The organism is Nonomuraea sp. N2-4H (genome assembly GCF_045291505.1).
In the GTDB taxonomy this organism is placed as follows: domain Bacteria; phylum Actinomycetota; class Actinomycetes; order Streptosporangiales; family Streptosporangiaceae; genus Nonomuraea; species Nonomuraea fastidiosa.
Window position 1 is genome coordinate 7732893 of sequence record NZ_CP147987.1, and the last position, 20638, is coordinate 7753530.

24 protein-coding genes are annotated in these 20638 nt (G+C 67.9%); 13 read left to right on the forward strand and 11 right to left on the reverse strand.

Going from position 1 to position 20638, the window contains the following annotated elements; genetic code table 11:
* Window positions 1–20: 20 nt before the first annotated feature.
* Entirely contained in the window at window positions 21–1469 is a 1449-nt protein-coding gene (locus tag WBK31_RS35690) for an MDR family MFS transporter (RefSeq protein ID WP_364061482.1), read from the reverse strand.
* A gap of 234 nt (window positions 1470–1703) precedes the next feature.
* Between WBK31_RS35690 and lgt the strand changes: the two genes are divergently transcribed.
* On the forward strand, window positions 1704–2561 hold the full coding sequence (gene lgt, locus WBK31_RS35695; RefSeq protein WP_406673845.1) for a prolipoprotein diacylglyceryl transferase: 858 nt from the start codon (window positions 1704–1706) through the stop codon (window positions 2559–2561).
* Between the two features lie 43 nt (window positions 2562–2604).
* Window positions 2605–3246 (forward strand): class I SAM-dependent methyltransferase, encoded by a 642-nt coding sequence (locus tag WBK31_RS35700; RefSeq protein WP_364061476.1) that lies wholly within the window; start codon window positions 2605–2607, stop codon window positions 3244–3246.
* Between the two features lie 11 nt (window positions 3247–3257).
* Here the strand turns inward: WBK31_RS35700 and WBK31_RS35705 are convergent, their stop codons facing one another.
* Window positions 3258–3740, reverse strand: a complete 483-nt coding sequence (locus WBK31_RS35705) for a hypothetical protein (RefSeq protein WP_406673846.1) — start codon at window positions 3738–3740, stop codon at window positions 3258–3260.
* A 287-nt stretch (window positions 3741–4027) separates the two neighbouring features.
* Between WBK31_RS35705 and WBK31_RS35710 the strand changes: the two genes are divergently transcribed.
* Both WBK31_RS35710 and WBK31_RS35715 read left to right on the forward strand, forming a co-directional pair.
* Complete coding sequence (locus tag WBK31_RS35710; RefSeq protein ID WP_364061470.1) at window positions 4028–4459, forward strand: hypothetical protein; 432 nt, start codon at window positions 4028–4030, stop codon at window positions 4457–4459.
* Window positions 4460–4656: 197 nt separating this feature from the next.
* On the forward strand, window positions 4657–5088 hold the full coding sequence (locus tag WBK31_RS35715; protein WP_364061467.1) for a hypothetical protein: 432 nt from the start codon (window positions 4657–4659) through the stop codon (window positions 5086–5088).
* Between the two features lie 63 nt (window positions 5089–5151).
* Here the strand turns inward: WBK31_RS35715 and WBK31_RS35720 are convergent, their stop codons facing one another.
* The 7 genes from WBK31_RS35720 to WBK31_RS35750 all read right to left on the reverse strand — a co-directional run bounded on the left by WBK31_RS35720 (window position 5152) and on the right by WBK31_RS35750 (window position 11600).
* Window positions 5152–5337, reverse strand: coding sequence for a hypothetical protein (locus WBK31_RS35720; RefSeq protein WP_406673847.1), 186 nt, complete (start codon window positions 5335–5337; stop codon window positions 5152–5154).
* Window positions 5338–5470: 133 nt separating this feature from the next.
* Complete coding sequence (locus WBK31_RS35725; protein ID WP_378785863.1) at window positions 5471–6736, reverse strand: DUF4407 domain-containing protein; 1266 nt, start codon at window positions 6734–6736, stop codon at window positions 5471–5473.
* A 79-nt stretch (window positions 6737–6815) separates the two neighbouring features.
* A complete protein-coding gene (locus WBK31_RS35730; RefSeq protein WP_406673848.1) occupies window positions 6816–7799 on the reverse strand; it encodes a hypothetical protein in 984 nt (327 codons plus the stop codon).
* The gene (locus WBK31_RS35735) at window positions 7796–8464 is read right to left on the reverse strand and encodes a hypothetical protein (RefSeq protein ID WP_406673849.1); all 669 of its coding nucleotides are present in this window, start codon (window positions 8462–8464) and stop codon (window positions 7796–7798) included. The genes WBK31_RS35730 and WBK31_RS35735 overlap by 4 nt, the downstream gene beginning before the upstream one ends.
* On the reverse strand, window positions 8461–10020 hold the full coding sequence (locus WBK31_RS35740) for a hypothetical protein (protein WP_406673850.1): 1560 nt from the start codon (window positions 10018–10020) through the stop codon (window positions 8461–8463). The genes WBK31_RS35735 and WBK31_RS35740 overlap by 4 nt, the downstream gene beginning before the upstream one ends.
* 2 nt (window positions 10021–10022) lie before the next feature.
* Window positions 10023–10769 carry a hypothetical protein gene (locus tag WBK31_RS35745; RefSeq protein ID WP_364061452.1) on the reverse strand — a complete coding sequence of 249 codons (747 nt, stop codon included), beginning with the start codon at window positions 10767–10769 and terminating at the stop codon, window positions 10023–10025.
* A gap of 159 nt (window positions 10770–10928) precedes the next feature.
* Window positions 10929–11600 carry a Crp/Fnr family transcriptional regulator gene (locus WBK31_RS35750; RefSeq protein ID WP_364061449.1) on the reverse strand — a complete coding sequence of 224 codons (672 nt, stop codon included), beginning with the start codon at window positions 11598–11600 and terminating at the stop codon, window positions 10929–10931.
* A 240-nt stretch (window positions 11601–11840) separates the two neighbouring features.
* On the opposite strand from WBK31_RS35750, the gene WBK31_RS35755 reads away from it, so the two are divergent.
* The 6 genes from WBK31_RS35755 to WBK31_RS35780 all read left to right on the forward strand — a co-directional run bounded on the left by WBK31_RS35755 (window position 11841) and on the right by WBK31_RS35780 (window position 16071).
* The gene (locus WBK31_RS35755) at window positions 11841–12332 is read left to right on the forward strand and encodes a Pycsar system effector family protein (protein ID WP_364061446.1); all 492 of its coding nucleotides are present in this window, start codon (window positions 11841–11843) and stop codon (window positions 12330–12332) included.
* A 432-nt stretch (window positions 12333–12764) separates the two neighbouring features.
* A complete protein-coding gene (locus tag WBK31_RS35760; protein WP_364061443.1) occupies window positions 12765–13280 on the forward strand; it encodes an Lrp/AsnC family transcriptional regulator in 516 nt (171 codons plus the stop codon).
* 366 nt (window positions 13281–13646) lie between these two features.
* Window positions 13647–14033, forward strand: a complete 387-nt coding sequence (locus tag WBK31_RS35765) for a PadR family transcriptional regulator (RefSeq protein ID WP_364061440.1) — start codon at window positions 13647–13649, stop codon at window positions 14031–14033.
* Window positions 14030–14743, forward strand: a complete 714-nt coding sequence (locus WBK31_RS35770) for an RDD family protein (protein ID WP_364061437.1) — start codon at window positions 14030–14032, stop codon at window positions 14741–14743. The genes WBK31_RS35765 and WBK31_RS35770 overlap by 4 nt, the downstream gene beginning before the upstream one ends.
* 147 nt (window positions 14744–14890) lie before the next feature.
* Window positions 14891–15478 carry a hypothetical protein gene (locus WBK31_RS35775; protein ID WP_364061434.1) on the forward strand — a complete coding sequence of 196 codons (588 nt, stop codon included), beginning with the start codon at window positions 14891–14893 and terminating at the stop codon, window positions 15476–15478.
* Between the two features lie 32 nt (window positions 15479–15510).
* Window positions 15511–16071: a hypothetical protein gene (locus WBK31_RS35780; protein ID WP_406673851.1), complete on the forward strand. Its 561-nt coding sequence runs from the start codon at window positions 15511–15513 to the stop codon at window positions 16069–16071.
* Window positions 16072–16298: 227 nt separating this feature from the next.
* On the opposite strand, the gene WBK31_RS35785 is transcribed toward WBK31_RS35780, so the two are convergent.
* Window positions 16299–16661 (reverse strand): hypothetical protein, encoded by a 363-nt coding sequence (locus WBK31_RS35785; protein WP_378785858.1) that lies wholly within the window; start codon window positions 16659–16661, stop codon window positions 16299–16301.
* Between the two features lie 146 nt (window positions 16662–16807).
* Between WBK31_RS35785 and WBK31_RS35790 the strand changes: the two genes are divergently transcribed.
* On the forward strand, window positions 16808–16996 hold the full coding sequence (locus tag WBK31_RS35790) for a hypothetical protein (RefSeq protein WP_364061425.1): 189 nt from the start codon (window positions 16808–16810) through the stop codon (window positions 16994–16996).
* Between the two features lie 310 nt (window positions 16997–17306).
* Here WBK31_RS35790 and sigJ read toward each other — a convergent pair whose 3' ends face one another.
* The gene (gene sigJ, locus WBK31_RS35795; RefSeq protein WP_364064723.1) at window positions 17307–18179 is read right to left on the reverse strand and encodes an RNA polymerase sigma factor SigJ; all 873 of its coding nucleotides are present in this window, start codon (window positions 18177–18179) and stop codon (window positions 17307–17309) included.
* Window positions 18180–18334: 155 nt separating this feature from the next.
* Here sigJ and WBK31_RS35800 point away from each other — a divergent pair, with 155 nt between their 5' ends.
* Together WBK31_RS35800 and WBK31_RS35805 are read left to right on the forward strand one after the other, a co-directional pair.
* Window positions 18335–19495 carry a tyrosine-type recombinase/integrase gene (locus WBK31_RS35800; RefSeq protein ID WP_406673852.1) on the forward strand — a complete coding sequence of 387 codons (1161 nt, stop codon included), beginning with the start codon at window positions 18335–18337 and terminating at the stop codon, window positions 19493–19495.
* A gap of 135 nt (window positions 19496–19630) precedes the next feature.
* The gene (locus WBK31_RS35805; RefSeq protein WP_378785856.1) at window positions 19631–19873 is read left to right on the forward strand and encodes a hypothetical protein; all 243 of its coding nucleotides are present in this window, start codon (window positions 19631–19633) and stop codon (window positions 19871–19873) included.
* Window positions 19874–20638 lie beyond the last annotated feature (765 nt).

Genomic DNA, 20638 nt, shown 5'->3' on the forward strand with positions numbered 1-20638 from the left:
ACCGCGACCGCGCAAGGCGCTCACTCCTTGACGGGAGCCGCCCTGGAGGGAAGCAGCACGGCGGTGATGACCACGGCCACCGACAGCACCGCGCCGATGGTGAACGCAAGGCGCATGCCGCCGAGGTCGGCGAGCAGGTCGGTGACGCCCGACGCCCGCAGTGCGGCGCTGCGCGCGCTCATCACCGTGACCACCAGCGCCGTGCCGATGGCCGCCGCGACCTGCTGCAGCGTGCTGAGGATCGAGCTGCCGTGGGAGTAGAGCGACGGCGGGACCGCGCCGAGCCCGAGCGTGAAGACCGGGGTGAAGGTCGCCGCCAGACTGATCGACAGCAGCGCGTGCAGCGCGAGAAGCTGCCAGTAGGGCATCGTCATCGTGATCTGGGTGAAGCCCGCGAGCGAGAGCATGATGCCGATCGCGCCCGGCACCACGAGCACCCGACCGCCGAACTTGTCGAACAACCGCCCCACGGCCGGCCCCAGCAGCCCCATCGCCAGGCCGCCCGGCATGACCAGCAGCCCGGTCTCCAGCGGGCTGAACGACCGGACGTTCTGCAGGTAGAGCGGCAGCAGCACCATCGAGCCGAGCATCGCCATGAAGGCCACCGACATCATGATCAGCGCGATCGTGTACGTGCGGTGCCGCAGCGTGCGCAGATCGACCAGCGGCACCCCGCGCCGCTGCAGCACGAGCTGGCGGACCACGAACACGGCGATGGTGGCGAGCCCGGCCGCCACGATGCCCGCGGCGACCCCGACCTCACCGCTCTCGAACCTGCTGAGCCCGTAGACCAGGCCGCCGAACCCGGCCGCCGCCGTCACCACGCTGAACCAGTCGATCGTGCTGAAGCGCGGCTCCCCGACGTTCTGCAGCTGCGCGAGACCGCGCCAGGTGACCAGCGCCGCGATCGGCAGCACCACCGCGAACAGCAGCCGCCACGACCCGAAGCCGAGGATCAACCCGGAGATCGTCGGCCCCATGGCGGGCGCCACCGAGATCGCCAGGCTGACGCTGCCCATGACCCGGCCCCTGTTGCTCTCCGGCACCACATGCATCAACGTCGTCATCAGCAGCGGCATCATCACGGCCGTGCCCGACGCCTGGATGATGCGGGCGGCCAGCAGCACCTCGAAGGCCGGCGCCACGGCGGCCAGCGCGGTGCCCAGCAGGAACAGGCCCATCGCGGTGGCATAGGCGGCCCGCGTGGACACCCGCTGCAGGAACCACCCGGTGATCGGAATGACCGCCGCCATCGTCAGCATGAACGCGGTCGACAGCCACTGCGCGGTCTGCTCGCTGATGCTCAGCGCGGTCATCAGACGCGGGATCGCGTTGATCATGATGGTCTCGTTGAGTATGACCACGAATGTGGCCAGCACCAGCAGCCGGATCACCGGCGGCGTGCGCCTTTCGGCCTTCCCGGTATGGGGTGGCGCGTCCTGCTGGTGGTCTTGCGGGGAAGTGATCACGGAGCCTCGATCCCGGTCGTCAGTCAGAAGGTGGTCAGGGGCTTCGCCTGGGGGACGGCGCCGTCACAAGCGCTCATCGTCGTCATGCACATACTGACCGGCGCCACCGACGGAACTCATCGGCCGGCGGCGCCGGTCTTCTCCACCGGCGTACAGCGACGAACAGGCAGCACAAATTCCACAATCGCGTCACGAATCCGGGCGGTGAGCTCCGCATCCGTTAGCGTCGCTTCCATGCCTCTCGCCGCGATTCCCAGCCCCTCCCAGGGTGTCTGGCATCTCGGATTCATCCCGATCCGGGCCTACGCGCTCTGCTTCATCGCGGGGATCGTCGGGGGCGCCTGGATCAGCGAACGCCGCTGGCGCGCCCGAGGCGGCCGGCCGGACACGATCACCGACATCGCCGTCCCCGCCGTCGTCTTCGGCCTGATCGGTGCCCGCCTCTACCACGTCATCACCGACTGGCAGCTCTACTTCGGCCCGCGCGCCACCAAGGAGCCCTACCAGGTGCTGTTCATCTGGGAGGGCGGGATGAGCATCTGGGGCGCGGTCGCGCTGGGTGGCGTCGGGGTGTGGCTCGCCTGCCGCCGCCGCGGCCTGTCCCTGGGCGCCGTCGCCGACACGATCGCGCCGGGCCTCGCCGTCGGCCAGGCCATCGCCCGCTGGGGCAACTGGTTCAACCAGGAGCTGTACGGCAGCCCCACGACGCTCCCGTGGGGGCTGGAGATCGACCAGGCGCACGGCGGCGAGCCCGGCGTCCTCTACCATCCGACCTTCCTGTACGAGTCGCTGTGGGACCTGGCGCTCGGCCTCGCCCTGCTGTGGGCGGGGCGGCGCTTCGAGCTCCATCACGGGAGGTTGTTCGCCGTTTACGTCGCCGGATACACGTTCGGCCGCTTCTGGATCGAAGGACTACGGATCGACCCGGTGGGCGGGGTCGATCACGCGGTGACGTTCCTGGATCTCAGGATCAACCAGTGGACGTCGCTCGTGCTGTTCGCCGGGGCGATCGTGTACGTCTGGGTGACGCGGCGCAAGGACGCGCCGGAGGTCGTCGTACCGGCGGGTAAGGCCCCCGCCCCGGCCGAGTGACCGCTGCGCCGATGGCCGGGTGGATGGGCTACAGTCGTCCGCCATGGCCGGACCGTCCCCCTCTTATCTGACCGCCACGGCGGACGCTTATGACGCCGTAGCCGACCTCTACACCGACCTCATCAGGGACTCCCTCGACGCCCTGCCGCTGGACCGGGCGATCGTGGGGGCGTTCGCGGAGCTCGTACGGGCCTCGGGCCTGCGCCGCGTCGTCGAGGCCGGCTGCGGACCCGGCCACATGACCGCGCACCTTCGTGACCTCGGCCTGGACGCGTTCGGCGTGGACCTCTCGCCCGCGTTCATCGAGATCGCCCGCAGGGACCACCCCGATCTGCGCTTCGAGCTGGGCTCGATGGGCGCGCTCGACGTGCCGGACGGCGCGCTGGGCGGCGTGCTGTCCTGGTACTCCGTCATCCACACCCCGCCTGCGGAGCTGCCGCCGTACCTCACCGAGTTCCGCCGCGTGCTGGCCCCCGGCGGCCACCTCCTGCTCGGGTTCTTCGAGTCCGAGGGCGGACCGGTGACGGAATTCGACCACAAGGTCGCCCCCGCCTACCGCTGGCCGATCGACGAGCTGGCCGGCCTGGTCGGCAAGGAGGGCTTCACCGAGGTGGGACGCATGCTGCGCGAGCCCCTGGAGGACGAACGCTTCCGCCGCGGCCACCTGCTGATGCGCGCGGTGTAGACGCAGGACCGTCACCCCCAGGCCAGATCGAGCTGCTCGGCCAGGTCATCGGCCGTGCCGCCCCTGTTGAGCAGCGCCTTGACGGCCTGGGCCTGCGCGGTCGTCGGCAGCCGCCCGTCGAGGAGGTAGGGCAGCAGGAGCCGCCGCGCGACCAGCTCGTTCGATGAAAGCCCGTACGGCCTGCGCACCACCGACACGTTGACCCGTATCGCGTGCTCGTTGCCCGGTGGGACGCCGGGCCGGTCGATCTCGATGGCGACGTACCGGAACCCGTTGGCCCGATCGCACGTGCCGCACCCGGCGGGCCCCCTGCTCAGCCTGCCGCCGCACTCCTCGCAGGTGAGCCGGTCGTAGGCGGCGTCCACCACCCGCCACAGGTGCTTGTCGGGCTCGTCGACCACCATCGCGGCGACGTCCCGCTCCTCCTGGCCGTTCAGCGCCCCGAACTCGCTCGCGACGAACGCCCGCCACCCGGACTCGACGATCTCGTCCACGATGCCCCCGCACCGCCGGCAGTCCGGCGCCCCCGCCGGCTCCCACCACCCGCACTCCCCGCATCGCCGCATACCGGAACGCTATCCACCGCCTTGTCCGCGCCTCACCCGAATATCGGGGAGTGTCGGTGCTCCCCTGTACCGTCCGCCGGATGGGCGAAACCGTGACAACCCCCCACGTCGCGCACGCGTACGTCGCTGCCGAGCCTTGAACAAGAGCGGGCACGCGCGCCAGAATCTCTTGAGACTTCAACTATCCCGGTTGAAGAGACTGGACAAGGAGAGGCATGAAGCGCACCGTCTCCGCTCTCGTCGCCGGCGTCCTCGGCGCCACGCTGTTAGGCACCGCCCCCGCATCCGCGGCCACCTCCGACGTCGACTGCGCCGCACGTGACGACTACACGTGGGTCCGCAACAGCTACGTCCCCACCAACGTCGAGCGGCCCGCGATCGACGGCCGCAGCTACAACATCGGCGGCCCCTACACGTACACGTACGAGATCTGCCTCGACATCCCCGACGAAGCCTCGAAGTTCGCCATCGAGGTGCGCATCTACAACAACGGCGCCTGGAGCACGTTCACCGACGACCGGCCGGGCGACAAGATCTTCACGTACACGCTGCCACCCGACAGCTTCTGGCAGGTCTACGGCACGCTGACCGGGCCGGCCAGCACATACCTCTACTACACCTGGTACGAGAAGCGGACCTTGTCCTGACGCGACCGGGCCACTGAGGCCGCATCCCGCCCGCAGGGATGCGGCCTGTCGCCACTCGGGGGACGTCCGTGGCGACCTCGCCTCCGCACCGGACCACCTGACTCCGGACTTTTTCCGATCTTGCATTGAAGGTGAAGATCGCGCTCAATCAGTTGAGCGTTCAACCATCACGGTTGGGGACACTGATGGAGAGTGGCATGAAGCGCATCTATTCCGGGCTGGCCGCCGCCGGCGTCCTCGGCACCGCACTCGTCGCAGGCGGCCCCGCCTCGGCGGCCACGTCGTCGATCGACTGCGCCGCGAGCGGCCCGTGGGACCAGGTTCATGAGCTGTACGTGCCCACCAACGTGGAACGGTACGGGGTCAACAACGCGGCCTGGAATGCGAACGGGCCGGAGAAGACCACGTACGAGGTCTGCCTCGACATCCCGGACGGCGAGACGTTCACCATCCGCGTGAAGGACCTGACCGACGACGAGAAGGTCGTCTTCGAAGACGACCGGCCCGGTGACAAGGCGTTCAGCTACACGATGCCACCCAACAGCTGGTGGCGGATCGACGGCACGATGACCGGGCCCGACAGCACCTTCCTCTACTACACCTGGCACCAGAGGACCGTCCGGGACTGACCCGGCAGAGCGCGACGGCGAACAGGCCGCATCCCGCCGAACGAGATGCGGCCGCCGCGGCTCTCATCCGAGAGCACGGTACTCGGGCGGCGGGTCGGCGAGCTCGGGATGGGCGACCCAGTAGCGCTCGCCGTAGATCCCGAGCATCGCCCAGTGCCACGCCTCGTCGTGGAAGACCAGGCCGCGGTACGGCTCGCCTGGCCTCGTACGCGTAGAACTCCCGGGCCGCCGCCTCCGCCTCGGCCTCACCGAGCCCGCCGTACCTCCGCATCACCCAGGCGTACCGGCGCCGCTCACCCTCCAGGCACGCGACGTACTCCTCCTCACTGAACGCCATGGCCGCAGACTAAGAGACGTCAGCGCGCCCGCGCCCGCCGTGGGGTCAGCTGAACTGGTGGTTGGCGCCGTTGCGCCCGTCGTTCAGCATCGTCCTGCGCAGCTCACGCGTCCGGTTGCTGATCATCTCCTCGATCTTGCTGCGTGCGGCCAGGTCGGTCGCCTTCCGCTCCACATCGATCTGCTGCCGGGCCCTGCGACGTTCCTCAGCGGTCATGTACGCGCTCAGTTCGAGCCGGCCGATCTCGGCCTCCGCCGCGAGCCGCACCTGGTGTGCGTGGACCTCTTCCCTGCGGCGATTCTCTTCGCCGACCATGCGGTCGTACGTCGTCGTCCCGCCCATGAGCTTGACAAGCACGGGCAGGCAGTCGATCAGGATCAGGAACAGCCGGAGAAGCCAGCTCGCCGCCCCGAGGTAGGTGTTGTCCCGCGTCAGTTCGTGCAGTGCTTTGAGGCGTTCGAGCAGACCGACGGGGTCGTCCGGCGACGGCATCTCGGCGAGTCTCCGCTGGATCTCCGCGTCGAGGGCCTTCTGGTACGCCTCCCCCTTGACCGGAAGAGGCTCGCGCAGCTTGTCGATCCGCGCTTCCAGTTGCCGCAGTTCGGCGGTGTTCTCCTTGAGACGGCTGTTCGCCAGATAGCGCCGGGCCTCCTCCTTCAGGCGGCGGCACCGGGGCCCTTCGCCCACTCTTCCGCTCAGCCCCGGGCCCGACCTGCCGGCGCACTCGTCACTCGCCTGGTCCACGAGCTTGGCATGGCGGCGGTTGGCCGTGTCGATGCGTTTCCGCAGCTTCTCGGCGTCTTTTTGCAGATCGGCCAGAGCGGTGAGGTCCGCCACCGGTGTCGAAGCCATGAGGCTGCTCCCCTGGCAGTCCTGCCGCTTCGGGGTGGCGGGAGGCAGGGGATTGCACTCCACCCACCAGGCTCTGCGTACGTTCCTGAGCGTCTCGCGCTGGTCTTTGACGTGCTGGACCACCGCTGTCTCGAACACCCTCAGCACCAGCGGTTCCGCGATGACGACTCCCAGGACCACGGCGACGAGCAGCCGCGGGATGAGCGTGAGGAGGCGGCGCTGCCACATGCCCGTGACGGTGGAGACCAGCCACCGGTCGAGATTGAGCACAATGAGGGCCCAGATCAGGACCGGGACGGCCAGCAGCAGATGGGAACCTCCGAGCACCTGGCTCAGCGCGAACCACATCGAAAGCCCGGCCATCACCGCGGTGCCCAGAATGACGCCGCCAACCCCCGTGTAGCGGGTGCGTTCCAGCGGCACGCGCGCCAGCAGGGCCTCGTCGACGCCGGCGAGCACCCGCAGGCGCCGGCCCACATCGACCTTGCGCAGCCAAGACCGCCGACCGACGTGCGACGGCCCTGTGTGCTGTGCGGACTCAGTCATCCAGATCCTCCAGCCCTATGGACCGTGGACCGTCGGTCTCACCCCGATCGCGCCCGTCGGGTAGGGCAGGCCGTTCCTCTGACCCCGGCACCTCGTCGAAGGGCTCGAAACCGGCCATCGCCTTCATCACCTTGCTGAGCAGCTGCTGGGAGTCGATGGGGAGGAAGTCCAGCGATCCTTCGGGCAGACTGTCGAGCACCTTCTGCAGCCGCTGCAGCCGTTCCTTGTGAAGCGCGCGGCTGGCCTGGACGACATCGTTCATCATGATCTGCTCCCGGCTGATGCCGAGGGCGGTCGCCGCCTCGACCCCGCGCTGGAGAATGCTCTCGATGCGCTCGACGTCCCGGTTCTCGATCGCCGCGCGCAGCTCCGCGCTCTCGCCGCCCCACTGGATCCGCTTGAGCCCTCTTCCGTGTACGGCGACGTCGTCCGGCATGAGCAGCTCGACGTTCTCAAGCGCGATCTCCATGCCGTCGATCACCGGCGGATGGAACTCCAAGAAGGCCTGCACCCTGGAGACGACGTCGGGAGCGAGGGCGTTGACGTCCTCGATCGGGCGGGTCGCTCCGAGCTGCATCAAGGTCGAGTCTTTGCGGAGATGCCCGGCCAGGATCTCGGCGACGTCCTTCACGTGATCGGCGACGACCGTCTCCGGGTTGGTCACCCGGCATCTGAAGTTCGCCCGCACGGTGAACTTGTAGCCGAGGTCGCGTGAAGGCAGCTCGACCTCGGCGGACACGTGGCGGGCCCGCACGTCCACGACGGCGACGGAGCGCGCCTCGACGACCGCCTCCTCGGTCCCTCTTGGGTGCCCGCGCTCCGCGAACGCGTGATGGCCGCCGTGAACTTCGAAGACCAGGACCGTTCCGGCACGCGGCTGGGGCAGCTGGGCGGGATCGCGGCGGGCGAAGATCCCGAAACGTCGCTGCGACGGGGGCAGGTCCTGTTCCTCGATGATCGGATATGAGGTGCTCACGGCATGACTCCTCTTGTTCGTGTGCTGCTCGAAAGCCCTCCTCCAGCGCTCGCCGCGAGCACCGCCAGAACGAGTTCCCGCGTCCTGCCGGCGTCTTCGCGGCCTTCCCGCAACGTGTTGCCCGCGCGCTCGATCGCGCGCTTGACCAGGGGAACCGTGTTGGGCGGCAGCGACGACCACACGACCTTCCCCAAGGCCATGGCGGCGGCGCGCGCTCCGTCCTTGCCGCAGAGGGCCCGCAAGGTGCGGTAGAGGGCCTGTATCGCGTCCCTCCGGTAGTGACCGCTGCGCAGGGCCCACGCCCAGAGAGTGCCCAGGGGCCGGGCACTGTCGGGCTCGTTCAGCAGCAGCCAGGCCGCCAGAGGATCGTCCTCGGTATCGAGCCGGTCGGCGTTGAGGACCTCCAGAGCCACGGCGAGGGCCTTGCGGGCGTAGCCGGGGTCGATGGGGCCGTGCAGCTCGAGCTCGATGTGCTTGGTGAGGAGCCGTAGTGCCTGTGACGCCCCTTCCTCGCGTTCGGCGGCGCCTTGGATCAGCAGGACGAGCGCACGTATCGCCACCACGCGGATGTCGATCGCGCGCAAGGACAGGAACCACAGCCAGTCGATGCTGTCGGCCGGGTAGCGGATGGACAGGCCGCCGGCGAAGGCCAGCGCCGCGGTCATGGCACGGCGCTGGCGGCGTCGACGGCCCACCCTAAGACCGTTCTGAGGGCTATCGGGGCCAGCGTGTCATTCGCGCACATCATCGACAGCAGCAGCGTGGCCATGATCTGCTCCGACGCCGGGCCCGCGGCCCACGGTTCGAGGAACGACTCGCGCACCTCTTGGGGGTTGACGGCGGCCAGCAGCGACAGCCCTTCCGCGACCTGAGCCTGTACCTCCGGCAGGTCGTCGGCCAGGGCACGGATCCACAGCCGCAGCGGCTCCCACAGGTCGTAGCTGTAGAGCAGCATCAGCTCGGTGATGACCTGCTCACGATGGCGGGCCGCGCGGAAGACGATCCTGCGCTCTCCCGCGAGCAGGTCCGACGAGCTGTCGACGGTGATCAGCGGGTGGTCACCGCTCCACTGCGCTCGATGCTGCGGCAGGGTGTCGTCATCGTTCTGCGCGCCCGGTTCCCTGCCGCGCAGCTTGACGTCCTCCGCTATGCGCTCGAAGTCGACCAGCAGGCGTTCGAAGATCCGCTCGGGGAGGTTGTAGGCGAAGGCGAGGGCGGCGACCACGAGGACCTCGGACCGCTTGGGCTGCCTCTCGAACCACTTGGTCACCTCGCTGTCGGAGATCTCCGCGAGCACGTCGGCCGGGGATCGCCCGCCTACGGCGATCTGACGTGCGAGACCGGCGATCTGGCCGGGTGAACGAAGCTCCGCCGCGTGGGCGCGCACCTCGGCGAGCTCGTCGGTGAGGGCCATGCCGCCGAGGTGGGCGTCGAACAGCGCGAGAGGCTCCGGTATCTGCCAGCGCATGTGGAAGGGCCCCGGCGCGGCGGTCGCCGGGTCACGGTGGACGGTGAGCACCAGGTGGGCGTCGGCCTCTTCAAGCGTGCGAGCGAGCGTCTCGAACTCGAAGTGCTGCAGGGCCGGCGCGATGTCGTCCGGCGTCCATCCCTGGATGACGTAGCCCCAGCCGTTCCGATAGGCGGTCTTGCTCGCCAGGTCGTCGAGGGCGCGAGCGGGTGACAGCACGATGATCTTCGTGTCCGGCCGCTTGACCCGGTTCAGGAGCGCGACCGCGCTGGTCCATTTGCCGGTGTCCTCACGGCTGACGAGCACGAGCACGCGATGCTCGCGTAACTTCGCCAGAGCGTCTTCGAAGCAAGGGGGAGGCACGAAAGAGTCGAGTGCCCGCTCGATGTCGGCGGGGCCGAGTGTGCCCGTCATCGTACGCGTGGAGCGCCGGGAGGCGACGCCGAAGACGGACTGCGAGGCGTCCACCGCGTCGAAGAAGTTGTTGATGACGGTGGCGCTCTGACCGAGTGCGCCCTCGTCGAAGGCGGCTTCTTCCTTCCTGTCCTGCTGCTCGGGCTTTTGCTCGCCCTTCTCGTCGTCCTTCTTCTCGTCCTTCTTCTCGTCTTTCTCTTCGCTCTTCTCCTCGGCCTTCTGCTCGCCCTTTTGCTCGGCGGTCTCCTTCCCCTTCGACGCCTTCCCCTCCTCGGATGCAGAGCCATCCTCAGGCGTCTTGGGATCGGCCGGCTCCTTTGCCGGTGATGCTTCCGCCATCGTCACTTCCCGCTCACGCCGAAAACAGCGTTGCGCGCGTCGACGGCGCCGTAGAGATTGGTGATGACTTCGGCTTTCTGGGTCATCGCTCCGACGACGTGGCGCGGCGACGGCCCGCTCGGTTCGGGTTCCGTTTCCGCGAAAAGCGAGCTCAAGTCGGAGACGTCAATACCGGCCACGCGGATCCAGGCCGATGAAACGTACTCCTTCTCCTGGACCTGCACTTCCCGAAACTCCGAGACCGAGTACGAGGTGTGCCCTTGCCGCACCGTCTCGTCGAAGACCCGCTGCGAGAGTATGAGGGCCAGATCCACCTCTGGCCTCCTGTCCAGCAGGAGTTTCAGCGGCCGGCACGACAGGAGCCGGCTGGCCTCCACGACCGCCTGGCCGGCATAGCCATTGGCGGCGGGATAGGCCGTGCCGAAGGCCATCGCCACCCTCAGCCGCAGCCGCTCCTCCAATGGAAGGTCCGCGTTATAGTCACGAAGCTGCTTGCCCAACTCTCTGACGTACTGGTCGATGACCCTTATCTCAGGTTCACCCGCGGGCAGCACCGCGAGTTCGCCGTCACCACCCGGCTGGCGCTCCCATGCGTCCCGGTTGAGACCTGCCGCCTGCGTGGCGGCCTGCTGGATCCGGACGAACTCCGCCTGCATGGTCTCATGACGCTTGTCATTGCCGCGCCCATAGCCTTTGAGGTCGCTCGAAACCACGAGAGCACGCCCGAAAGTTGTGCTTTCCACGACCATAGACCGCCTCTCTGCCTCTGACGCGGGTATCAGTATGAGCGCTTAAGCGCGCGCAGACTACCTATTAATAGGAAGAATCCGGCGGCACAATACACCCGCGATTCCGACAGATGGGGCGTATGTGACGTTCTGCTCTAAACGCCGCCAATGCCGGCCCGGTCAGCTTGCGCGTTCCAGGTCGTGGAGCCGGGCCGGGTCCGTGATGACGTACTGGCGGTAACCCGTACGCAGCACGCCGGTTTCCTTGAGGAATCGCATGGCCTTGCTCACGGCGGCGTCCCGCGCCCCGATGAGCCGCCCCAACTCCTGCTGGGACAGATTGACGCCGAGCTCGATCCCCGCCGGAGTCTCCACCCCGTGACGCCGGGCGAGTTCCCCGATGATGCGCGCAAGCCGTACGGGGATGTCGAAGGCGGCGAAATCGAGCCGCCGCTGATTCGCCCAGTCGAGCCGGTTGGCGAGCATGGCGGCGATGGCCGTGGCGACCTGGGGCCGCTGCTTGAGGTAATTCGTGAAGGACTTCGCGGTGATGCGGAAAGCCAGAGTCGGCGTGCAGGACGTCACCGTGGCCGAGCGCTCCGTGCCGCGCAGCACGCCCATCTCCCCGATGAGATCGCCGCTGACCCGGATACCGAGGAGCGTTTCGACGCCCGTTCCCCGGTTCGCCGTCACTTTCGCGCACGCGCACATTCCCGCTCGCGTCGAGCGCAGCAGATAGACGTGATCCACGCGCGGATCACCCTGGCGAAGGAGGACGTCACCCGCATCGAAGTGCTGCGGCTCGCCCAGCGCGAGAATCTCCGCCTGAGTCTGCTGGTCGAGCCCTGCCATAAACGTGCCCCTGGGCCACGGCATGACCATCACCTTCGCATGTAAGCGGTATTCGTGATGATACGGAATTCAGACACCGCCGTCTCAGTGAAGAGGTATCACCACGGCTCTCGGCGATCTCCGTAATCGTCGGAGCCGATCAGTGTCGTTCGAAGGGCCGGTGAGATGTTCCTGAGCAAGATGCGCACCGCGCGACAGGCACCGGTGCCCGCCCCTCAACCGGACCGGTCGCGTGCGGGAGTGGAGGACGCGTGGAGGGCCCTCTCGCTCGTCGTCGATCTGGTCAAGCACGCGGAGAACAAGGCGGGGTTCACTCTTGCCGCTTCAGGAGTCATCGGCGGTCTCGTTTACACGCTGATCAGGACCACTGTGCGGCCGAGCGCGCTGTTCTCGATCGCTGTCGCGATCTGCGCGCTGCTGGTGATCGGTGCCGCCTGTTGTGCCGGGCTCAGCCTCCTGCCCCGCCGCGTGAACGTGAAGACCGCCGGCCTCCTCTACTACCACCAGATCGCCAAGCGCTACCGCGACCGGCCCGATGCGTACGCCGGCGACCTGGGCGGCCTCATCCGAGATCCCGACGCGCTCACCACGGCCGTGGCCGAACAGGTGTGGGCGAACGCCCAAGTGGCCTCGCGCAAATACCGGTGGAGCAGCCTGGGCATCATCGCCATGCTCGCGGCTCTGGCGGCTCTCACGATCACGGCCGTCATCGCCGTCGTGCAAGGCACGTGAACGCGTGAGGTCGCCCAGACGCTGCACGAGATGTGGGTGGGGGCGAGCGTCAGGGCGAAGATCCATCGGGATCCCGGGCCGCTCGACAGCGCCCTCGCCGCGACGTCCCGCATCCTCCGCCTCGCCTGACGGCACCCTCCCGGCCCCGCCGGCTCAGACGCCTGGACTCGGTCTCGGTGGAGGACTACGACGCCGTCTTCTACCCGGGCGGCACGGCCCGCTGTGGGACCTCGCCGAGGACCCCGCCTCGATCCGCCTGATCGAGAGGCCGCGGCGCTGATCACCAAGCTGGCGGCCTGAGGTTCATGCGGCTGCAGGGCGGCGACGCCCGTCGTCGTCCTCGACGTCGATTATTCGGGAAACTCACGCGGCAGTAGTTGGATATTCGCAAGATCGCCTACGGGACGTATGAAGTTCGGCGATACTCGGCGTATGGCTGAGCTGGACGAACTCGATACGGCGATCCTGCGGGAGCTCATGCGCGACGCGCGGCGTACGAACCGTGACGTCGCGGCGGCGGTCGGCGTCGCACCGACCACGGCGCTCGACCGCACTCGCTCGCTGCGCGACCGCGGCGTCATCACCGGCGCGCGGCTTGAGGTCGATCTCGCCAAGATCGGCCGGGCCGTGCAGGCGCTCGTGGCGGTCCGTGTACGCCCGCCCACGCGGGCCAACATCGAGGGCTTCCGCGAGTGGGCGGCCGGGCTGCCCGAGGTGATCGGCGTGTTCGTGACCGCGGGCAACGAGGACTTCCTGCTGCACGTGGCGGTGCCGTCCAACGATCACCTGTACGCGTTCGTCATCGACCGGCTCACCGAGAAGCCGGAGGTCGCCGACGTACGCACCTCCATCGTGTACGAGCACATCCGCAGCTCGAACCTCTTCCCCGAGAGCGAGCCGCGACGAGCGGGACGCGGCACCCCGAGCCGGCGCGGCCCGCGACGCTGACCCGTGCGAGCAGCCTCAGCGGTGCTGCCTCTGCCGCTCCGCCGGATGTGCTCGGCAGGAGGCGGATGGCGAGGCATGACGGCTGACGCACACCTGGCAGCCGGCAGGGCGGGTGCTGGGTCCCGCGCGCGGTGCCCGGGGCCGCGCTGACCGCGTACGGGCCGGACGCGTCGGGCGGCAGGTGGATCGCGGCCGGCCCCGGCAGAGGGGCGCCGGCCGTACGTGTGTCGCGGCTGTACGAGCCGGTGCGGTGAGCGGCCCCTCCCGGGCCTGGACGAACGGTCAGACGGCGCCATCTGCCAGAGCAGGTAGCTATGTTCGACCCGATACCTTGTCGCGCAAGGTATCGGGTCGTACTGTGCTTGTATGACTGAGGATGCCGAGACGATGCCGGGGTCGGCCACCATCGCACGGCTCCGCCGGGAGCTCGCGCGGGGCACGACCGAGCTGGCCGTGCTGTCCGTGCTCAACGTTCGCCGCCGATACGGCTACGAGCTGATGAAGGTGCTGCGCGACGCGGGCGAGGGCGTCCTCGAGGTCAAGGAAGGCACGCTCTACCCGCTGCTGCACCGTCTTGAGGACTCCGGCCACATCGTCGCGACCTGGGAGGCCGAGGGGCGGTCCAGGCCGCGGAAGTACTACGTCATCACCGAGGACGGGCGCGCGTACCTCGCCATGCTGCGCGAGGAGTGGAGCGGCCTCGTCGACGCGATGCGCCAGCTACTCAACACCCTGGGCGAGGTACACGAATGAGCGACGTACGACAGACCATCGACGACTACACCGACAAGGTCGCCCGCCACCTCGTCGGCGCCGAACGCGATAAGGCCAGGGCGGAGCTCGGCGATCACCTGGCGGAGGCGGCGGAGGCCGGCGAGCTCTCCGAGGCGTTAGAGCGGCTCGGCACCCCGGCCGAGGCGGCGGCCTCCTTCGCCGAACTGCGCAACGCCAAGCCCGCCCGCACCGACATCCGCTTCATCGCCGTGCTGATCGACAACCTGCCGCTGGTCGGGATCTCGATCGCGCTGTTCGTACAAGGGTTGATCAGGACCATCGAGGGCGGCAGCGGGTTCACGGTGTCGTTTCCGCCCGCCACGTACTTCAGGTTCGGCGAAGGCTGTGTCGCCTTCACACCCCTGAGGTGCGGCGCGTACGACGACTCCGGCCTCGTCTACACGCTCGGCTTCCCCATCGCGCTCGCCTGGTCGATCATCGGGCTCGGGCTGATCGAGGCGCGCACCGGCATGACGCCGGGCAAGCGCCTGATGAAGCTCCGCGTCGTCACCGAGAACGGGCTGCGCATCCACCCGATCACCGGCATCGTCCGCAGGCTATGCCTGCTGCTGGGGCCGTTCGCGTGGGTGGACTGGGTCCCGGCCGTGTGGGGCGACCGGCGCCGCATCCTCGACCGCCTGACGGAGACCAAGGTCGTACCGGTGGCCGGCGGCGAGAAGTCACAGTGAACGGGCCCTTGCGCTCACGAACGGGGCGGTGGTGGCCTTGGCCACCACCGCGTATGCCGCCTCGCGGAACTCCGCGACCCGCCGCATAGGCTCGTGAACCCTGCGCAGACCCCAAGCGGCAGGCATGGACTGGGCGACAATCGGTGAATGTTCGACTTCGGAGTCCCCGGATACCGGCCGGAGTGGCTGAGCGACCGCCGGGCGATCACGGCCACGCATGGAGCGCGCCTGGCCCGCCTCACAGGACGCCGGCTGACCCGCGCCCTCCTCGCGTGGGACCTCGATGCGGACGAGTGGTTCACGAACTGCCCGATCCTGCTGAACTTCGAGGGCGAACAGGTCGAGATCAACCACTGGAAGTTCGACGAGGTCTCCATCACCTGGAACACCATCGACCCGGAACGCGGCCTGGACTGGCAGGACTTCCACCTCGAATGGCGAGACGACGCGATCGACGAGCTCACCGCGCTGGTGGGACAGCCTTGCACGGCAGTGGAACTGCTGATGCTGCTCAACAGGGACGGCGTCGAGGGCACGATCGTGTCGCTGGGCTTCGGCTTCCCGAACGGCCAGGCGACGATCTGCAACGCCCTCGACGAGAACGGCCTGGAGTTCACACCGCCCGGCGACCGCTACGCGCGATACCGGCTCGAACCGTCCGCCTCGGGAACCTTCACAGTGTCCGGCCCCGCCGGCCACCGCAGATCGCGCCACTCGCCACGCGACTCGCGCTGAATTGTCAGTGCGAGATCGTACGCTTCCCTGCCATGACCGATACGCACACCGTGTCGTTCGACCTGGGCGTTCACTACGGCCAGGCCTACCTTCTCGACGACACCGACGACGCCATGGGCTTCGAGGACTTACCCGATGACCACCCCGAGCACCCGGTCGGGATCCTTCGGGTGGACGAGGGCGGAGCCTTCCTGATCACGGGCCTGCACACCGGAAAGGTCGGCTTCACCGTGACCGTGACCGACCACGACCCGGGGCCGGACACCGAAGGTTACGAGGACATCGTGGAAGTCAGCCTCGAGTCGGAGGCCTGCGGCTGTCCCTGCACGAATGGGGCGGCGAGAACGTCCACGAACTCCCCGCGCTGCCCGCCGGGCCGGGCTGGTACCGGCTCCGCTACCACGCGAAGAACATGGACGAGGCCGCGGAGACCGACACCTCCGACGAAGTCATCGACCGTTATCTCCTCCAGATCTGGCCGCAGGACGAGTCGGAACCGCGCATGGTCAAAAGCACGAGCAAACAGCTCGCTCACTGGCGCGCACCACAGTGACGCCCAAAAGGCGGCCTGCAAGGACTTCGGACCGCGGTGAACGCGGGGCCGGAGACGTACGACCTTGAATAGCGTTCAGCCGAGCACGGCCACCCAAGCCCGCAACGGCCTGCCCAGCTGAACGCGCAGCAGGCGTAGTCCGGTTAGGCGACAGTACGAACGGCACGGGTTCACGGTCGAGACCGAGGACGAGGCGGACGTGTTCATGCCGGCGTCAGCCGATCCAGGCCGCGCCCGGCGATTGATCACACCCTTCCCGAGGCCGCTTCACGTCTCGCCGAGAGACTTCACGTCCCATGCCAGCCGGATCGTGGGCTTGGTCTGGAGCATGACCGGCTCCCTGAAGTCTTCCTGGAACCACAGCGTCAGCCCTTCATAGCCGGACCGCTCGCGCTCAACCGACAGTCTCCCGAGACGCCGCAGCCGCCCGAGGTAGGCGATCTCCTCGCCGTCCGCGTAGAGGCTGATGTACGCCTCACTCGCCAGGGGGTCGATGGAGCAAAGGACCGATGCCGAGCCCTGGGTCAGGCGAAATGAGTGCAGGCCGACCGGCCAGTGAACGTCCTCGTACTCGCTCTCCGGCTCGTCCTCGAAGAGCCGGATCAGTTCAGCCGGCTCGGGGATCTCCATGACGGGACCCTACTGAGAGCACCCCACGGTTGCTCACCGGCCTCACGGTACTCCGGGCCGGTCCGAGCTCCCATTGACAGATGTCATGCGACACCGATGATCTCCGTCTCTACTGCGCACGCGGCCTCCACGGAAGGATGTGAGCCATGAAGAACATGAAGACCCTCCCCAACTGGAAGTTCGGCCTCCCTTGCGGCCTGGCCATCGGCACAGGGGTCGGCATGGCATCGTCCAACGTTCTCCTGGGCATCGCGATGGCCGTGTCTCTCGGCCTGGCACTGTCGTACGGGCACGGGGCCCAGCAGACGAAGCCTTCCGCCACCCCCCGTCCGTGAACCCGAGCAGCCGCTGTCCCGCATCACCGACGTCATCGAACACCGCCACCGGACGCTGATCCTGCCGGCCGGTTCGGTGAAAGGCGTCCCGCAGAATCTTGGCGCGGCCGCAGCACCAGGTGCTCGTTCGGCGCGATGAGCGTGATGCGCAGGTCCGCATCTCCGTCCGCGCGCTCGCGTGCCAGCGCCGCGCCCGCCGCGCTCCACACGCCCGCGAAACCGCCTCCAATGATCACAACGTGTGCCATCTCGTCTCTCTCTCAGTCTCACCCCTGGGGATCCGGGGCGACAGGGAGACAAGACAGCGGGTTCAGATGTGACCGATGTGGGGGAACTTCTCGGGATTGACCAGTCTCCGCAACGTCGTGATCCGCCCGTCGGCGATCTCCACGGTGTCGAGCCAGATCAGTTCGCCACCGTGGTAGGTCGCCAGGGCCGGCTGCCCGTTCACCTCGATGATCTGGAACGCGTCGGGACGCCTCATCTCGATCTGCCTGACCGTCAGCAGGGCGATCCGCTCGGCGCCCTGGACCGGCCTGCGCGCGGCGGTGACCTTGCCGCCGCCGTCTGCGACATAGACGGCATCGGGGTGCAGCAGCTCGACGAGCTCAGTCATGTTTCCCGCGTCGGCGGCCGCCTTGAACGCCTTGAGCAGGCGTTCGGTCTCGGCCTTGGACGCCCGGGGCCGCTCTTTGACCGCGGCGACTCGCGCTCGCGCGCGTGAGGCGAGCTTGCGGCTGGCGGCGGGCGTGCTGCCGAGCACCTCGGCGACCCGGGCGAACGGGAAGTCGAAGACGTCGTGCAGCACGAACGCGACGCGCTCGGCTGGGGTGAGCGTCTCCATGAGCACGAGCATCGCGGTGCTCACCGACTCGTCCATGAGGACCTGAGCGGCGGCGTCGGGCCCGGTCAGCAGCGGTTCGGGGAGCCAGGGTCCGACGTAGGACTCCCGCCGGACGCGCGCCGACTTGAGCACGTTGTAGGAGGCCCGGGCGGCCAGGGTCACCAGCCAGGCCCGCAGGTCGCGTACCCCGGACAAGTCGGCGGCGGCGGCGCGCAGCCAGACCTCCTGCGTCACGTCCTCGGCCTCGGCCACGCTGCCGAGGATGCGGTAGGCCGCCCCGAACACGGCGGGCCGATGCGACCGCCAGTCGGCCTCCGCCAGCGGACCTGTCGGCTCCACCCCCGGCCTCCTGTCCTTTCCAGATCAGCGCTCGACCGCCGAGTCTAAGAGCCCGGCGCCACCTCGGCCGCCGCGACCAGGCGTATCCCCGACCAGGCACTGCCCCTGGCCGGCCTCACCGACCCCGCCGAGCCGGCGACGAAGACGAGTCCCTCGTGAACGAAACGAGGCTGACCACGCCGGCCGCATCAACAAGGGCAAATGGCGCAAGTATGCGCTCCGACGGCTTCGTCAACGCCACTGGCCGGTCGGATGCAGCGCGTGAAGCCCCTCTTGCGCCCCAGGCCGGCACATGCCCGACCCACGGCTCGCTGTCAGAGATCCATGTTCACGATCTCCGGCACACCGGCAATACCCTGGCCGCCAGCACGGGCGCGTCCACGCCCTCGCTCGGCTCCAAGCGGCTCGACAAGCTGACCGTTCGGGACGTCCAAACCTGGCTGAACAAGCTGCGCCGCTCCTGCCTCTGCTGCGACCAGGGCAAAGACGCCGCACGCCCCGAGCATCACAGCAACCCGAAGCGGCGTCGGCGCTGCTGCGCCATTGGTAAGTGCTGTCGGTCTCTGCCCTCGGAGTGGACGGTTCACGACGCGTACATGACGCTGCGGGCCGCCCTGAGCAACGCCGTACGGGAGGAGACGTTGACCCGCAACGTCGCCGCCAACGTCAAGATGTCGGTGCCGCGCAAGCGCAAGGTCAAGCCCTGGTCCGTCGAAGAGGCACGAGCCTTCCTGGAGTCGGCACGCACGAACAACGACCCGATGTACCCGGCTTACGTCCTGGTGCTCGTCCTCGGGCTGCGTCTGGGTGAAACGCTGGGGCTGCGCTGGGAAGACGTCGATCTCGACCGGGCCGAGATGACGATCGGCTGGCAGCTCCAGCGCGTTGGGGGCAAGCTGCTACACCGCCAGACCAAAACCGACGCGTCCGACGCCACTTTGCCCTTCCCAGAGGTCGTCACGACGGCCCTCCGCGCTCGTCAACGAGCACGCGACACCGCCCGAGAAGCGGCTGGAGACGACTGGCAGGACACGGGGCTCGTCTTCACCACCGCCAGTGGCCGACCGATCGAGCCGTCCAACTTCCGGCGCAGCTTCGCGAACGCCTGCGCCAAGGCGGGAGTCCGGAAAGTTCACGTCCACGCGACTCGCAAGACCTGCGCATCCTTGCTCGTCGCCCTCGACGTCCACCCTCGCGTCGCCATGCAGATCCTTCGCCACTCACAGATCGCAGTGACCATGAACATTTACAGCGAGGTGTCTTCGGAGGAGACGCGCAAGGCACTCAAGCGCCTCGGGGATCACCTAGACCGTTGAGACCGAAGATCGTTGCTGAGGCCATCCCTCTGGGGGTGGCCTTCGCGCAATCTAGGTCCCTCACCGCAGCGATTCCCGATCCTGCTGTCACCAAGCGCTCATAAGGTCATGGCCATGGCGCATGTCGTGATTTGAGTGAAGCCCTACGAGCGAGAAAACCACAACCCGGACACAGAAGGATACAAAGATCTCTGCGGCTGGCACGGGATGACTGAGGAACGGGGTCCGTGTCCGAACGAGCCGTACGCGAGCGTGAAGCTCCGGTACGCGGACTACCAGCCAGTGCAGTCAGCCTGCGTCGAGGCTCTCAAGGAGATCTCACAGCGCTACGGCTTCCCGATCCCCCAGGAGCAGAGCGAGCGTGTCGAGGCAAGTTGATGCTGTAGCTGTATTTTGCAGCTGTACAAGATCGAAAAGGCCACCTCCCGATCATGGGAAGTGGCCTTCTACGTGCAGTGGAGCCTAGGAGATTCGAACTCCTGACTTCCTGCTTGCAAATCGGCCTGATCACCAGGAAAAACGGCTCCTACCTGCGCAGAAAGCAGTCCGCTAGTGACCGCGAGTACCCCCTGTTGACCGCTCTCAATGGCACGCTAATGGCACGACGATCACGCCACCCGATCTGCCCAAGCAAGGGGCCCGCGCCCCGCCTCCTGGTCCGCCCCGTCCTCCTCGTAGCTGCCGACCCCTAGGCCGGGGACCGTCGTGTCAAGGGTCAGCGGAGCTGATCGCGCAGCGACGCCGCAGGCGCCCTTGACTCGGCGGGCACGTCCGGGATACTCGGGGCATCGAGGAGGACAAAGGACAATCGGATTATGAGTTCGACACAGCATCTCCATCGAAACGCCCGCTGACCTGCTGCTGAGTGGGCAATGAAACCCGAAAAGGTGAAGATCATCCCGCGTATATCCCACGAGGAGTCCGATCGGCACCTTCTGTTTACAAGGTCCCCAAACGACATCCACGGTTGTTCAGGGCCGTCCATCGTGGCTGCTCCCTCGGGGCTGCGGCTGTTCAGGTCCGTCCGATGCAGTTCATGATCGTCTGTCCGGGTGGCCCCCAAGGTGGCTCCTAGACCTGAAGGGCGCCGCTGCCTCGGCCGACCCAGACTCGCAGGCGATCATGAGACCGAACTGTGTGACT